The sequence below is a fragment of the Metabacillus sp. KJ11-3 genome, from assembly GCF_055808295.1.
This window is the reverse complement of record NZ_CM147865.1, coordinates 1,316,753-1,331,216: the sequence shown is the minus strand read 5'-3', so window position 1 is coordinate 1,331,216 and position 14,464 is coordinate 1,316,753. Positions and strand designations below refer to the sequence as shown.

The window sequence follows — 14,464 nt, the reverse complement described above, 5'->3', positions numbered from 1 at the left end:
TAAACGCAAAACAAATGTACATGTTGAAATAATTGGCATTTCTTCAACATGCACTCTTTAGTTTATCAAAATAAATTTATTACTTTCTTTCTCTTGCAAAGATCTTTATTGGCGTACCATCAAACTCAAAGGCTGCTCTTATTCTATTTTCTAAAAATCGTTCATATGAAAAATGCATTAACTCAGGCTCATTTACAAATACCACAAAAGTCGGCGGTTTTACTGCCACTTGAGCTGTATAGAAAATCTTTAGTCGTTTCCCTTTATGTGTAGGTGTTGGATTCATCGCAACTGCGTCCATCACAACATCATTTAATACATTTGTTTGTACTCGTCTTGAATGATTTTCACTAGCTAATATGATGTGTGGCATTAATGTATGAATTCTTTTTTTCGTTTTTGCTGATAAGAAAACAATTGGAGCGTAATCTAAAAACTTAAAATGATCACGAATATTAGCCTCAAATTCCTTCATTGTTTTTTCATCTTTTTCAACAGCATCCCACTTGTTTACAACGATAACTACTGCCTTGCCAGCTTCATGTGCGTATCCAGCAATATGTTTATCCTGTTCAATGATTCCTTCTTCTCCATTAATAACAACCAAAATAACATCTGATCGATCAATCGCCTTTAATGCACGCATAACACTATATTTCTCGGTCGTTTCATATACTTTTCCTTTTTTTCTCATACCGGCTGTGTCAATAATAACGAACTCTTGTCCTTCATATTTATAGACAGTATCAATTGCATCCCTAGTCGTTCCCGCAATATCGCTAACAATCACCCGGTCTTCTCCTAGAATTGCATTAACAAGGGAAGATTTCCCTACATTAGGTCGACCAATTAGAGAAAATTTAATTGTTGATTCATCATAATCTTCTGATCCTATATTTTTAAAATGCTTAGCCACCTCATCTAATAAGTCCCCTAATCCTAATCCATGTGAACCTGAAATAGGAAAAGGCTCTCCAAATCCAAGAGAATAAAAATCATAGATATTTGCACGCATTTCCGGATTATCAACCTTGTTAACAGCCAAAACAACCGGTTTATTTGATCGATATAAAATTTTTGCAACTTCTTCGTCTGCAGCAGTTACCCCTTCTCGCACATTTGTTAGAAACACGATCACATCTGCTTCTTCAATAGCTATTTCAGCTTGATGACGTATTTGTGCTAAAAAAGGTTCATCCCCAATATCAATTCCACCTGTATCAATGATATTAAATTGATAATTTAACCATTCACCTGAACTATAAATTCTGTCTCTTGTAACACCAGGTATATCTTCAACGATTGAAACACGTTCACCGACAATTCGATTAAAAATCGTTGACTTACCTACATTTGGTCTTCCTACAATTGCTATTACTGGTTTTGCCATACAATACACCTTCCCTGACTATATAAAGTGAGACTTCCATCAGTAGGGAGAGTTCTTCATCCCTCACTGATGGTTAGCGTGACTTATCACGTTCAAAACGCCACATCCTGTGGCTTCGCCTGACTAGGACGTCCTGTCCTTCGTTGGACCTTTATTGGCAGTTAAATCTCCCGCAATCTATTTCAAGATTCTCTCGGATTCTTGATGCGAAGTTTTACTGCCAGTTTAGGTGGGATAAACTCAATTTGCAAATAAGAGCGACATTATGGTGATGTTCCTATACAAAAAGTTCTGAATTGATCTTACATTTAACATGAGACATTTCTTCATCTCAAACCAAATTCCATCCACTAAAACTCTATATATGTATTCATTAGCTTATTTTACGAATAATAAACAATCACTTCAATGCTAAATATTTTCTCTTATTAAATACCTGACTTGCTTTACCAAATCATCATCTGATAACACTTTCATCACTGACTCATCTTATAAAAGAAACCCTTCTATATTAACAAGAAGGGCTTAACTTTTATATATTATCAAACATTTCCTAAATTCACAACTTAGTGCTTGACGATCACATACATATCATCACCAATGCCATGTGCGATACCATCAAGTATTGCTTCGAGATTTTTAGCATAAAAATTCATTTCTTCTGTTGTTTTGCATATAAAAATAGCTGTCCCACCTGCTGCCTTTGTTTTATCGGTCGTTATAATAGCCAGTATATATTTTTCTAGCGCACTCAATTAATTCCCTCCTCGACGATTTGCTTTCGCTTCAGACGGCATTCTAATGGCATTTTCCAGAGTTGGTACATTTCCGATAACACGAATAGCTTCATCAACATCACGGTCTTGCGGCAATACAAATACTCCCAGGCGACCATCACCAAGGTCACGCTTTGCTAGTGGAACTAAAGAAGGTTCACCAGAGTCCCGAACAACCCCCATTGCAGTCGACACATCATGTAAAATCGCTTGACGCTGACCTAGATTCGCAATTGTTGTACGGGAATTTTCATTTTTGGGTGTTAAGACAAACCCCATCCCATATTTTAAAACTGCTTCTTGTTTATCTGGTATCCCAATATTCATAATATAAATATTATCTACATATAATCCAGCACCTTCAAAATGCGGTTCTACAAATTCAATGTCAACCAGGTCTTTTATTCTGCTGCCTGACATTAACTTACGGCATATTAAAAAGCAGACAATTCCAACGATAATGGCTACATACACATTTAAGACTAAATACGAGAAAGTCGTAAAAAGAGATGTGAAAATAACAAGGTAGTTCCTACTTTCGAACGCTATCGCGATTCCCTCAATATATGTATTTCCCCTTGGAACCAGCTCATATTCGTCTAACACAGTTAACGTATTTCTTTCCATATTCCTAACATCCCGGAATTGTGACGCGGCAACAGTTAAAAATGTGATTGCTGTAAAATCTTCCTCCATAATTGAAGGGACGGCAACTGTTCCTAAACCTGCAGCAATAAAACCAAGCGCTACATGGATAATTTTCCCGTGCAAGTATGTTGGATATTGCCTGTAGTCAGTTCTTAACATATGTAACCTTGTAAGAACTCCAACAATTACACCAAATAAAACAGGTAATGTGTATTCATTCATTTTATCCTTGTTTCTCCTTTGTTGGTTTTTGCAATTTTACTACGGAGTTCTCAACAACCATTGTGAAATGTTTTATACCACTCCATAAAAAGATTATGAAACAGCCTATTGATAACATATCTAAAAAAGATTCTGTCCCAAATGTTATTTCATAATGAAATTGCCCTAATACGATCCAATAAAGAACTTCTCCTTGACAGAGTGCAATCATATACAGAGAATAACGCTGAAACGATGCACGCCCTAAATAAATAGCTAATATACTTATGAAAGCGCCAATGATAAAGCGAATATCTAAGATAAACCATACTGGATCATATATCCTAAACAACATAATTCCTGCATACGCAAATGTAATCGTTAAGCTAGTTAAATAAAAAGAAATCAATTTAAATTTACCTTTGTTTACAGCCAGATAATATCCCAAAAATAAAGATAATAACAATGTCATATTGATAGAATATGTTAAAAAAACGACATACCATTTACTTAACAGTATAGAGACTAAAATACATATACTTACTTTCAGTCGTTTCTTGCTCTTATCCATCATGAATGTTGTGAAAATCCAAGCCAACCACATAATCCAATAAAAAAAATTCCTTCCATCTCACTCCTCCTACTATTCCCATTATGTCTATTTCTCATTAGCTTTAATCGAATATTAGTAAAAAATAGCAAGCATAGATGGACGAAAAACAACAAAAAATGAACTATAAAATAGTAAAGGGGGAAAAAATAAATGGGTAAAGACCGCCAGGAGAAAAAACTAAGAGAAAGTAAACGAGTTGAGTCAGATCGTGATCAATCATTAAATTATCCTGGAGCAACAACTTTAGAAGGACCAGAGGCTGCTCGAAAACGAAATAAATAATAATAAAAGACAAAAAAGAGGAGAACCTTAATTAAAAAGGTCTCCTCTTTTTTATTTATCTATTACTGTATATTGTAGTTTTTATCCCTCTTTCAGTTAACCAATGATGTGTTTGCCCATTAATAACCAGTGGTGCTTGTTTAAGCTCTTGTATGGTCCTTACTCCCAAAGCAGTCATAATGATTTTTAGATCTTCTAAAATATCCTTTATTTCTTGAACTAAGTCATCATAGTTTCCTTCAATAAAGATTTTCAATAAATAACCTGCCATGCCAACCATTGATGATCCTAACGCAATAGCTTTCGCGACATCAAGAGCATTTTGAATACCTCCCGAACCGATAATGGAGATATCCTGATTTTCACTATGTATTTCAGCGATTGAAGCAGCTGTTGAAATTCCCCATGCATTGAAAAAAGAAAGAACCCGTTGTCTTCGAAGGTTTTCTATTTTAGAAAAATTCGTCCCTCCATAACCCCCAACATCAATGGCAGCAATGCCAACTTCCTTCAATTTAAAAGCAATTTCTCGATTTATCCCAAAACCAACTTCTTTAACAATAACCGGCACAGAAGTGTGTGTAGTAATATTTTCAATTCTTTTTAATGCATTTGTAAAGTCACGATCTCCCTCGGGCATGACAAGCTCTTGAACAACATTTAAATGTATTTGCAAGGCATTTGCATCAAGCATGTCGATTGCGACTTTTGCTTGTTCGACAGTTGCTTCACTACCAAGATTCGCAAATATCACTCCGTTAGGATTTACTTTTCTCATAATCTCATATGAAGGCCTCTCACTTTTGTCTTTTATCGCAGACATTTGTGAACCTACAGCTACTGCAATATTCGCTTCACCCGCAGCCTTAGACAATGCTTCATTAATGATCCTTGTGTCTTCACCGCCACCGCCTGTCATCGCATTTATTAAAAGAGGCGAACTTAGAAAAAGTTCGCCAACTTGGGTTGATAAATCAATATCGTTAACAGACAAATTTGGTAAGCTTTGATGAACAAAGGTTATATCTTCAAGTCCATTTGTAAGTTGTTGTCCTGTAGACATGGCATGTTGGATATGCTCAATTTTTCGCTCTGCTCTTTTACTCACCTTAATCACCGTTTATTTTAATTTTTTTAATTGATCTCCAATCATTTCTCCTAATTGGAAACCTGAAGATGCATCTTCCTGTGCTTGATAATGACTAACATCTTCATCTGAAGCTTTTGTTGTCTCTTCAAGCTCTCGGATACTTAATGATATTCTCTGTTCAGATTCATTAATATCCAAAACTTTTACTTTTACTTGTTGATTTTCGTCTAATACTTCGTGAGGAGTACCAATGTGCTTGTTAGATATTTGTGAAATATGCACAAGCCCCTCAACACCTGGAAGTATTTCTACAAACGCTCCAAAGGAAACTAAACGTTTTACTACACCGTCAACAACATCACCAACTTGAACTTTTTCTTTAATGTTGGCCCATGGTCCAGGTAATGTTTCTTTGATTGATAACGAAATTCTTTCATTATCACGGTCAACTGCAAGAATTTTCACAGAAACCTTCTGTCCTTCCTGCACAACATCAGATGGCTTATCAATATGTTGATGTGATAGTTGTGAAATATGCACTAATCCATCAATACCACCGATATCTACAAATGCACCAAAATCAGTTAAACGTTGAACGGTCCCTTCAATTGTAGATCCAACGTTTATAGAATCTAAAAGCTCAGATTTTTTTCACTTTGTTCTTTTTCTATAACTGCTCGATGTGACAAAATAACCCGATTTTTCTCTTTATCCAGTTCAACTACGATAAGAGAAAGAGTTTTTCCCATATACTCTGAGAAATCCTCTACGAAATGAGCTTCTACCAATGATGCTGGAATAAACCCTCTGACACCTAGGTCAACTACAAGACCGCCTTTTACAACATCTTTAACATCCGCATGAAAAACTTCTTTTGTTTCAAATTTTCTCACTAGTTCATCCCATGCTTTTTCTGCATCAACAGCTCTTTTTGATAGAACCAGTGCTTCTTCCTCAACTTTTAATACTTTTAATTCAAGTTCATCATTTTCGCTTATGACATCAGAAGCTTTTTCAACATGTAGGCTTGAAAGCTCACTGATTGGAATGATACCAGAATGCTTACAATTTTCAATTTCTACAATTACCTGTTTTTCCTCTACCTTTGTTACGATTCCTTTTACGACATCACCAACTTCAGGTGTTTCCACTTGAACACTGTTTAATTCTTCTACCATCTCAATTACCTCCTTGTCAAAACCTGCGCTACTTTTGATTAACTATATGTAAGATTTCATTTTATTAAAAAACAAAGAGTTTTTCTTCCCCTATAATAAAATGAAAAATTCCTTCATTTTAAACTTCTAATAAATGCTACTTTTTGTCAAGCAAGAAGACTTCAATTCTTTTATTTTTGAAGCAGTTTATTTATTTCTTCCATAATTATTCTTGTCATTTCTTCTGCATTTATTTTTTTCTCTCGATATTCTTCCATATTTATAGGTTTACCATAAACAACCCGAAGAGTGTGAAATGATTTATATGGCCCTATTATAGCACATGGAACAACAGCAGCAGTAGAACGAAGTGCAAAGAATCCGGCACCAGCTTGTCCTTTACCTAATTTACCATCTTTACTTCTAGTCCCTTCAGGAAACAATCCTAAAACATGACCTTCTTTTAATACTTTAAGCCCTGCACGGATTGCTTCACGATCTCCCCCACCGCGTTTCACAGGAAAAGTCCCAAAATTAGTTAACAATTGCTTAAGGACTGGTACATTAAAAAGTTCCGCTTTTGCCATAAATAATACTTTTCTCGGAGCTGTTACCCCTACTACAGGAGGGTCTAAATTACTTATATGATTTGTACATAACAACACTCCGCCTTCTTTGGGGAAATGTTCCAACCCTTCCACTTTAATTCGGAATGTTGGTCTTAATAAACCTGCAACAACTGACCTTGCAAAGGGATATAATGACACAGTATCAAAGCCTTTCTTCTATATAATCTTCTATTTTTTTCACGACTTGTTGAATGGATAAAGCAGTAGTGTCCAGTTCAATTGCATCTTCTGCCTTTCTAAGTGGAGCAACCTCTCTTTCCGAGTCAAGCCTATCACGATTGGCAATTTCTTGTTTCAGCTTTTCAAGATCCGAATCAAATCCTTTTTTAAGATTTTCATCATGTCGTCGTTTTGCTCTTTCTTCAACCGAAGCTCTTAAAAAGATTTTTAGTTCAGCATCTGGCAATACGTGTGTACCAATGTCTCTTCCATCCATTACAACTCCACCTTGTAAAGCTAGTTGGCGCTGACGTTTTAACATTTCTTCTCTAACTAATGGATGCATAGCAACATATGATACATGATTTGTTACTTCGTTTGTTCGAATCACTTCTGTAACATCTTCAGAATTCACCTTAACTATTTGTCCATCCTCTGAAGGGAAAAGCTCAATTTTAATTCTGGAGAGCACATCGGCTACTTGCTGTTCATTTTTACAGTCCACATTTTCCTGTATAGCTATATATGTAAGTGCACGATACATCGCACCAGTATCAATATATATATATGAGTAATCTTCTGCGATTATTTTTGCAACTGTGCTTTTTCCTGCTGCAGCTGGTCCATCTATTGCTACCGAGATTTTTTTCAATGTTATAGTTCCTCCAAATAGGTTTTTAGTCTAGTAGTTTTCTTTGTCGCATCATCAGAACATATTTGGTTATCCATTTTTAGCTGTTCTATACAACTTCTGTTATTATCATGATCGAGAGTTCCCTATCATACCTATTAACTTCTATTCCATAAAGAAAGACAAACAAATGAAGCAGGTCAAAGGGCACCTGCATCATTTATTGGCTAAATGTTTCCAGCCATTCAGTTATCGTAATTTTATTCACACCTTCATACTGAACAACACGGGAAAGATAAGGTTGAACTTGCGAATTTTGAATTAAAAGTTGTGCACAAACAAGTGCTATGAATTGTATAACTATTAATTTAATTAATATACGTTCAACACGTTCCATTACGATTCAACTCCGGTATTTTCTTACTAGTATGGTTAAAAATACCGAATATTATTCTTCGACAAGACCTTTTCTACGCAACTGGATTTGTTGATTGAAACAAAATTGAAGCAAAATTTGTCTTGTCTCTTCGTTTATATTTATAAATTGAATTGGAGCTTTCACATATAACTCATGATCTGCTGGTATTAACCGAATAATTTTCCCCTTAACTCTTATATATTCCATTTGATCTTTATGAAAAGGCAGAGCAAACCATATTAGTATCTCCTGATCTTTCTTTAGGTTCGTCGTATGAGGAAGAAGAAGAGCTGTCCCTCCCGCACTTATATCTGAAGTTACAGCTGTGAAAGCCTGAAATTCATTCATAATCGGGTGTATTGCAACATCTAAGTTTGTATCAATTCTAACAAACTGTCTTCTTTGTATACGAATCAGCTGATGATCACCTGGATATGTTAGTGAAATCATTGGAATATTTTCCTTCGTTCGACCTGTTACTTCTGTCTGAAATCGATAAACATTATCATTTGTTACAAAAGAAGCAACCAGCTCAGTTCCAATGATTAAAAAAGCCGTACGGCCGGTATCCAGGTTAATAGGGTAATCAATAAAAATCTTATTATCTTTTCTTTCAACTAGTTTACATTTTAATCTTTCTAATTTTTCACCTTTTGTTTCTAACGTAATGGCATCCCCAATTTTCAGCACATTATCACTCTCTCTAAGTACTCTCATTCTTATTAAAGCATGGACAATTCCGTTGTGCAAGAGACAATTCATTAATAACCATATGTATAATATCGTTTTTTTTATAACACAAGATATCAACTAAAGAAGGATACCCCTTTTAATAGGTATCCTCCTGCTTTCTTAAATTTCTTGGAAAATCGGCTCTGGATTTTTCAACATTTCCACTTTTTCTTCTGTGTTATTGTCAGCATTAATAAATATCCGATACGTATCATTTTCAATTGTTCCTAAAAATTCGTAACATAGTACTTCCTCACCAAATTCATTTACAATGATAGCTAACCGATCTTCCTGAACATCCAGACTAGGATTAAGCTTTTTAGCAGCCTCATCTTTTGAAATTTTGGCACTTGGTATTTCCCGTTGTTTATGAGCAGATAGGTAGTCTCTAGCTGAAAAGCCAATTACCTCACCATTATCTAAAGCTACTTTCATTCGAATTGCATCCGGGTAGACTCTTACACCATCTAGAATGGATACAAATGTGAAAACACCAATATTATCATATTGTGCACTTTCAAAAAGATCTAAATCTTCAAATCCGTGTTTCTTTAGAAATTCAGTTGCATGATCTGTTGCTTGATTAAGGCTTATCTCTTTATTTTTAATTTCTCTGTTTTGTACTAAGTAAATGGGATATCCGCCTTTTTTTGTGATATCCATGTTAATATCAACTTTTTGCTCTTTATCATCCATTGACACGCTATAAAAACCAAAATCGGAACCTTCCCCATTTTCGGTTACTTTAATATCTGTTACCTCATTTTCAACAAATTTTTTAGCTACTTCTTTAGCTTCTTTTTTACTTATTTCCTTTCCCTCCAGCTTTTCAAAGCCATTTTCAGTCTTCATTGATGTTTGAGTTGCACCGAAATCTGACTCTGAGTAGCTCTTCACATTTTCTTCCACAGTTTTTAAACCATCAATAATTGTATTATCTGCTTGTTTTTGTCCTGATGCTAAAGCAAGTTCTACATCCATCCATCTTAAATTATTATCTAATACAAGATTTTGAACACTGCGTAACTCTTTCTGAATATCAGCTGCTTTTGTATACATAGATTTTAACGTTTTATATTCTTTTTCTGTTAATGGATCTTTTTCAAGGTCACGAACAGCTGCTCGATAACTAAAATCACTTATTCCTGCTAAAAATTCTTCAGTCTTGTTAAATGGCATTAATGCTAATGGAAGTTGTCCTACATCAGATTGTGCTTCTGAAGTTATTCTCCAAACATCCGCAAGTGCAGGAGATAGGGACTGCCTTGTATTCATCGCAAGTGTAGCACCTATTTTGTCATGTAACTGATCAACCCGATACGATAAATCATGAAATGCCCGTTGATAATTGTTTTCTGCCTGAATGAGAACTGCATTTTTCTCTTGATGTTCCTTATATCCCCAATATGCCGAACCGAGGACAGCTACTGATAAAACTCCAATTAAAATTCCACGTATCATAAGTTGTCACCCCTTCTATTTGCAAAAAATGTGTTTCCCAATACGTTTAATTTGTGGTCTACCCCATATCCAAGAACTTGTTGCTGTATTTGGATTAAAATAATAGATCGCATTTTCCGTAGGGTCAAACCCATTTATTGCATCGAGTACTGCTTTTTTAGCATTTTCATTTGGTGTTAACCAAATTTGTCCGTCAGCAACTGCAGTGAATGCAAGAGGTTCAAAAATTACTCCTGAAACAGTATTTGGGAATGTCGGGCTATTAACACGATTAAGAATAACCGCTGCAACCGCAACCTGACCAATATACGGTTCTCCCCTTGCTTCTCCGTAAACTGCGTTAGCCATTAACTGAATGTCATTTTGAGAAAATCCACCTGGCATGTTAACAGCAGTAGAATCATTTTGTTGCTGATTATTGTCTTTTTTCTCTTGTGTTGGTTGTTTGGCTTGATCATTTTGATTATTCTGTTGTTGTTTTTGTTGGGCCTGTTGCTGTTGCTGCTCTTGTTGTTGTTTTTGTTGGGCCTGTTGCTGTTGCTGCTCTTGTTGTTTTTGTTGGTCCTGCTGCTGTTGTTGGTCTGTTTGTTGTTTTTGTTGAGTTTGTTGCTGCTGCTGCTGTTGTTGCTCTTGTTGTTTTTGTTGGGCTTGCTGCTGTTGCTGCTCTTGTTGTTTTTGTTGGGCCTGCTGCTGTTGCTGCTCTTGTTGTTTTTGTTGGATCTGCTGCTGTTGCTGCTGTTGTTTTGCTTGTTGGTTATTAGCTTGTGCTTTGTATTGCTTTTCCGATTCTATTTTTCTTTGCTCTGCAATTTGTCTAGCTCTCTTTATTTCCTGGTCAGTTGGCGCTGATTGAATATCCAAAGGTACTCCTCCATAATGAGTAAACCTTCGTCCTTTATTAATTTGTTCATAAACATAGTCACTATAAAATTTTGTTGATGACGCTAACATATCCTTAGTTTTCTGTCCAACCAGTCCATCAACTTCCTCTAAACCAAACGTATCTTGAAAGTTTTTTACCGCCCAATACGTACTCCATCCATAAACACCATCAATAGGTCCATGATAATATCCGTTATACTGTAATCTTGCTTGTAGTTCGATTACATCACTGCCCGTTGCACCTCTTTGTATAATTTGTTCTGAAAAAGCATGTGCCGCTGGGGTATGGTGTAATGCAAACTGGTATGTGATAGTAGTAAACGTCATGACGACAACCATCATCATTATGCGCATGTTTTTCATGTTGCTGCCTCCTCAAATAGATGTAGTTGCTTGAATGTATTTTTTGTAGTCTTTGGTATTTTATTCATCTAAAAACGAATAACCGATTTCAAGAAAAAGCCTGATACTATATTTTTTTAAAAAAGAACAAAAAAATAAGCTGCTCTAGGGCAGCTTAGTATCTATTATTTTTATTTTTGCCTTTTTTGCTTTGTGAAGAGCGAACCACCAAAGAAACAACATAAATGGAACCATTATATATTTCCAGTTTAGATAACTTAACAAGATAGAATCATAAATCGAATGCAGTAAAATTGGAATAGAACATGACAAAACGATCCATTTAGTACGATTCTCTCGTGATGTAAACTTTCCTTTTCCTAAATAATATCCCATGATAACACCAAATAAAGCGTGACTCGAAACCGGCAATATGGCGCGCCCAAATGCATGTTCCACCCCATTTGCAAATAAATATAATATATTTTCTAGTGTTGCAAATCCCAATGAAACAGAGACTCCATAAACAATACCATCGTAATGCTCATTAAAATGAATATGTTGATAAATAGTAAAAAATAAGATAAACCATTTAAAAAATTCCTCTAAAAACCCAACTGCTACGAAAGTATATAAAAATTGGGATGAAAAGACAGCTTCAACGTCCAACACATACTGGATAAACATAATGGGAAATACGAGCAGAGCCCCGAAAATAAACGAGCGCAGTACTAATGATATAGGCTCAGATTCATATTGATCTTTTAAATAAAAATAACTTAATAAAGCAAGACCTGGGGCAATGCCCGCAGAAATAATCGCAATCATTCACAGGCCTCTTTTCCAATAATAACTTTATTATCCATACTATTTAGTATTTAAACAAATTTAATAATATGATAGAATTCACTTTATTTATCGTATCATGATATCGTAAAATTGAAAATGTCAGAATGTCGTAAATACAAGATTTTTACTATTTTTTGAAGGAGTTTGACATCTATGAACAAAAACATACTACTTATTCATACAGGTGGTACTATTTCAATGAAAGAGGACCATGAAACCGGCGAAGTGAAGCCGGGAGAAACAAATCCTCTTATGGATCATCTTAAAGAATTACCTGACATCAATCTAATAACCACTCAATTATTTCATTTACCTTCACCTCATATAACACCAGAAAACATGCTGCATCTTAAAACATATATAGAAGAAGAAAGCAAAAAAATGCATTTAGATGGTGTTGTAATTACGCATGGAACTGACACTCTTGAAGAAACTGCTTATTTTCTCGATGTCACCCTATCATTGACAATACCAGTTGTCTTAACAGGTGCAATGAGATCCAGCAATGAATTGGGATCTGATGGACTTTATAATTTACTTTCAGCGATAAAAGTGGCTGTTGCCGATCACGCAAAGTCTATGGGCGTTCTTGTCGTAATGAATGATGAAGTTCACACGGCAATAAATGTGACGAAAACACATACAAGCAATATTGCTACATTTCAAAGTCCCCAATACGGACCAATTGGCATTGTAAATAAAGCCGGGGTATTCTTCCATCACAAACCTATTTTAACTAGAGCTTTACATGTATCCAAACTGAATAAAAATGTATTTTTAATAAAAGCTTTTGCTGGAATGGATAGTAGCCTTTTGAAAGGAATAGAGAAGTTAAATCCTGATGGTTTGGTAATCGAAGCTTTAGGACAAGGGAATCTGCCACCGATGATGTTACCAGGCCTTAAAAGCCTCCTAGATAAGAACATACCAATTGTGCTTGTTTCCAGATGCTTTAATGGAATTGCACAAGATGTTTATGGCTATGAAGGTGGCGGTAGACAATTAAAAGACATGGGCTTAATTTTTAGCAATGGATTAAACGGTCAAAAAGCTAGAATTAAATTAATGATTGCTCTTGAAACATCAACTGAGAGAGAGGAATTAGAAGCTATTTTTTCAACTTAAAGATGACTATAATAAAGAGAGAGCACTATACTCTCTCTTTATTATTTATCACTACGCAAAGCATCATAAATTAATTCCCCGTGAAAACGTCCATTTTCAATAAATATCTCATTAGCGTTATTTCCTGCTGCAATTACACCTGCAATAAATATTCCCTTTATATTTGTTTCCATCGTTTCAGGATTATATAAGGGTCTTCCTGTTTCTGTATCTATTGTCACTCCCATTTTTTTCAGGAAATTGTGATCGGGATGGTATCCAGTCATAGCAAAGACAAAATCATTTTTGATCGTTTTTGTTCCCTCAATTCCTCTATATACAACTGAATCTTCAAGTATTTCAAGTAGGTTTGCATGAAATTCCATTGTGATTGTACCGTTTCTCACAAGAGATTCGAATTCTGGCAAAATCCATGGCTTAATACTTGATGAATACTCACTTCCACGGTACAAAACAGTTACTCTTGCTCCCGCTTTTACAAGCTCCAAAGCAGCGTCAACACTCGAATTCTTCCCACCAATGACGACTACATCTTTATCAAAATAAGGGTGTGCCTCTTTAAAATAATGAAAAACCTTTGGCAAGTTTTCACCTGGAATATGTAAATAGTTTGGATGATCATAATAGCCAGTTGCTATAACAACTTGTTTTGCTTCATAAACTTTTTTATTTGTTTTTACAACAAATTTGTTTTCGTCTATTTTATCGACCATCTCTACTTTTTCAAAAGCATTAACTCTTACTTCTTTCCTTTTAACAACTTCCCGGTAGTATGCTAATGCTTGATTTCTAACCGGCTTACGATTTTCAGTAATAAATGGAACTTCTCCAATTTCTAGTTTTTCACTTGAACTGAAGAAAGTTTGATGTGTTGGATAATGATAGATTGCATTTACAATATTGCCTTTTTCAATAACTAATGGTTTTTTGCCCAGCTTTGAAAGAGCTATTGCGGCTGATAATCCACAAGGCCCTCCACCTACAATAATCGTTTCCTCATTTATCAAGACATTTCCCTCCAGTACCCTATTATGTTAATTCATGTCGATGTATACTAGCTAATCTAAAAAACAAAAAAG

The 14,464-nt window shown here is 35.2% G+C and carries 15 protein-coding genes and 1 pseudogene; 2 read left to right on the top strand and 14 right to left on the bottom strand.

What is annotated here, in order from left to right:
- Positions 1–79 precede the first annotated feature (79 nt).
- The 4 genes from der to AC0L8O_RS06895 all read right to left on the bottom strand — a co-directional run bounded on the left by der (position 80) and on the right by AC0L8O_RS06895 (position 3,613).
- On the bottom strand, positions 80–1,390 hold the full coding sequence (gene der, locus AC0L8O_RS06910; protein WP_026560225.1) for a ribosome biogenesis GTPase Der: 1,311 nt from the start codon (positions 1,388–1,390) through the stop codon (positions 80–82).
- A gap of 566 nt (positions 1,391–1,956) precedes the next feature.
- Entirely contained in the window at positions 1,957–2,145 is a 189-nt protein-coding gene (locus tag AC0L8O_RS06905) for a capping complex subunit for YIEGIA (protein ID WP_026560226.1), read from the bottom strand.
- A complete protein-coding gene (locus AC0L8O_RS06900) occupies positions 2,146–3,036 on the bottom strand; it encodes a YIEGIA family protein (RefSeq protein ID WP_473447082.1) in 891 nt (296 codons plus the stop codon).
- 1 nt (position 3,037) lies between these two features.
- Positions 3,038–3,613, bottom strand: coding sequence for a YphA family membrane protein (locus AC0L8O_RS06895; protein WP_473447081.1), 576 nt, complete (start codon positions 3,611–3,613; stop codon positions 3,038–3,040).
- Positions 3,614–3,778: 165 nt separating this feature from the next.
- Between AC0L8O_RS06895 and AC0L8O_RS06890 the strand changes: the two genes are divergently transcribed.
- The gene (locus AC0L8O_RS06890; RefSeq protein WP_078432765.1) at positions 3,779–3,910 is read left to right on the top strand and encodes a YpzI family protein; all 132 of its coding nucleotides are present in this window, start codon (positions 3,779–3,781) and stop codon (positions 3,908–3,910) included.
- A gap of 55 nt (positions 3,911–3,965) precedes the next feature.
- On the opposite strand, the gene fni is transcribed toward AC0L8O_RS06890, so the two are convergent.
- The 9 genes and pseudogenes from fni to prsW form a co-directional block, all read right to left on the bottom strand.
- Positions 3,966–5,027 carry a type 2 isopentenyl-diphosphate Delta-isomerase gene (fni, locus tag AC0L8O_RS06885; RefSeq protein ID WP_473447080.1) on the bottom strand — a complete coding sequence of 354 codons (1,062 nt, stop codon included), beginning with the start codon at positions 5,025–5,027 and terminating at the stop codon, positions 3,966–3,968.
- A gap of 3 nt (positions 5,028–5,030) precedes the next feature.
- Positions 5,031–6,178, bottom strand: a pseudogene (rpsA, locus tag AC0L8O_RS06880) (30S ribosomal protein S1).
- A gap of 170 nt (positions 6,179–6,348) precedes the next feature.
- Complete coding sequence (locus tag AC0L8O_RS06875) at positions 6,349–6,924, bottom strand: lysophospholipid acyltransferase family protein (RefSeq protein ID WP_473447079.1); 576 nt, start codon at positions 6,922–6,924, stop codon at positions 6,349–6,351.
- 4 nt (positions 6,925–6,928) lie between these two features.
- The gene (gene cmk, locus AC0L8O_RS06870; RefSeq protein ID WP_473447078.1) at positions 6,929–7,597 is read right to left on the bottom strand and encodes a (d)CMP kinase; all 669 of its coding nucleotides are present in this window, start codon (positions 7,595–7,597) and stop codon (positions 6,929–6,931) included.
- A gap of 199 nt (positions 7,598–7,796) precedes the next feature.
- Positions 7,797–7,973 carry a YpfB family protein gene (locus AC0L8O_RS06865; protein ID WP_198025718.1) on the bottom strand — a complete coding sequence of 59 codons (177 nt, stop codon included), beginning with the start codon at positions 7,971–7,973 and terminating at the stop codon, positions 7,797–7,799.
- A 51-nt stretch (positions 7,974–8,024) separates the two neighbouring features.
- Positions 8,025–8,684, bottom strand: a complete 660-nt coding sequence (locus tag AC0L8O_RS06860) for a flagellar brake protein (protein ID WP_473447077.1) — start codon at positions 8,682–8,684, stop codon at positions 8,025–8,027.
- Positions 8,685–8,846: 162 nt separating this feature from the next.
- Positions 8,847–10,187: a germination protein YpeB gene (gene ypeB / locus AC0L8O_RS06855; protein WP_473447076.1), complete on the bottom strand. Its 1,341-nt coding sequence runs from the start codon at positions 10,185–10,187 to the stop codon at positions 8,847–8,849.
- A 15-nt stretch (positions 10,188–10,202) separates the two neighbouring features.
- On the bottom strand, positions 10,203–11,423 hold the full coding sequence (gene sleB / locus AC0L8O_RS06850) for a spore cortex-lytic enzyme (protein ID WP_473448734.1): 1,221 nt from the start codon (positions 11,421–11,423) through the stop codon (positions 10,203–10,205).
- 153 nt (positions 11,424–11,576) lie between these two features.
- On the bottom strand, positions 11,577–12,239 hold the full coding sequence (prsW, locus tag AC0L8O_RS06845; RefSeq protein WP_026560236.1) for a glutamic-type intramembrane protease PrsW: 663 nt from the start codon (positions 12,237–12,239) through the stop codon (positions 11,577–11,579).
- A gap of 174 nt (positions 12,240–12,413) precedes the next feature.
- On the opposite strand from prsW, the gene AC0L8O_RS06840 reads away from it, so the two are divergent.
- On the top strand, positions 12,414–13,385 hold the full coding sequence (locus AC0L8O_RS06840; protein WP_473447075.1) for an asparaginase: 972 nt from the start codon (positions 12,414–12,416) through the stop codon (positions 13,383–13,385).
- 41 nt (positions 13,386–13,426) lie between these two features.
- Here AC0L8O_RS06840 and AC0L8O_RS06835 read toward each other — a convergent pair whose 3' ends face one another.
- Positions 13,427–14,392 carry a YpdA family putative bacillithiol disulfide reductase gene (locus AC0L8O_RS06835; protein WP_473447074.1) on the bottom strand — a complete coding sequence of 322 codons (966 nt, stop codon included), beginning with the start codon at positions 14,390–14,392 and terminating at the stop codon, positions 13,427–13,429.
- Positions 14,393–14,464 lie beyond the last annotated feature (72 nt).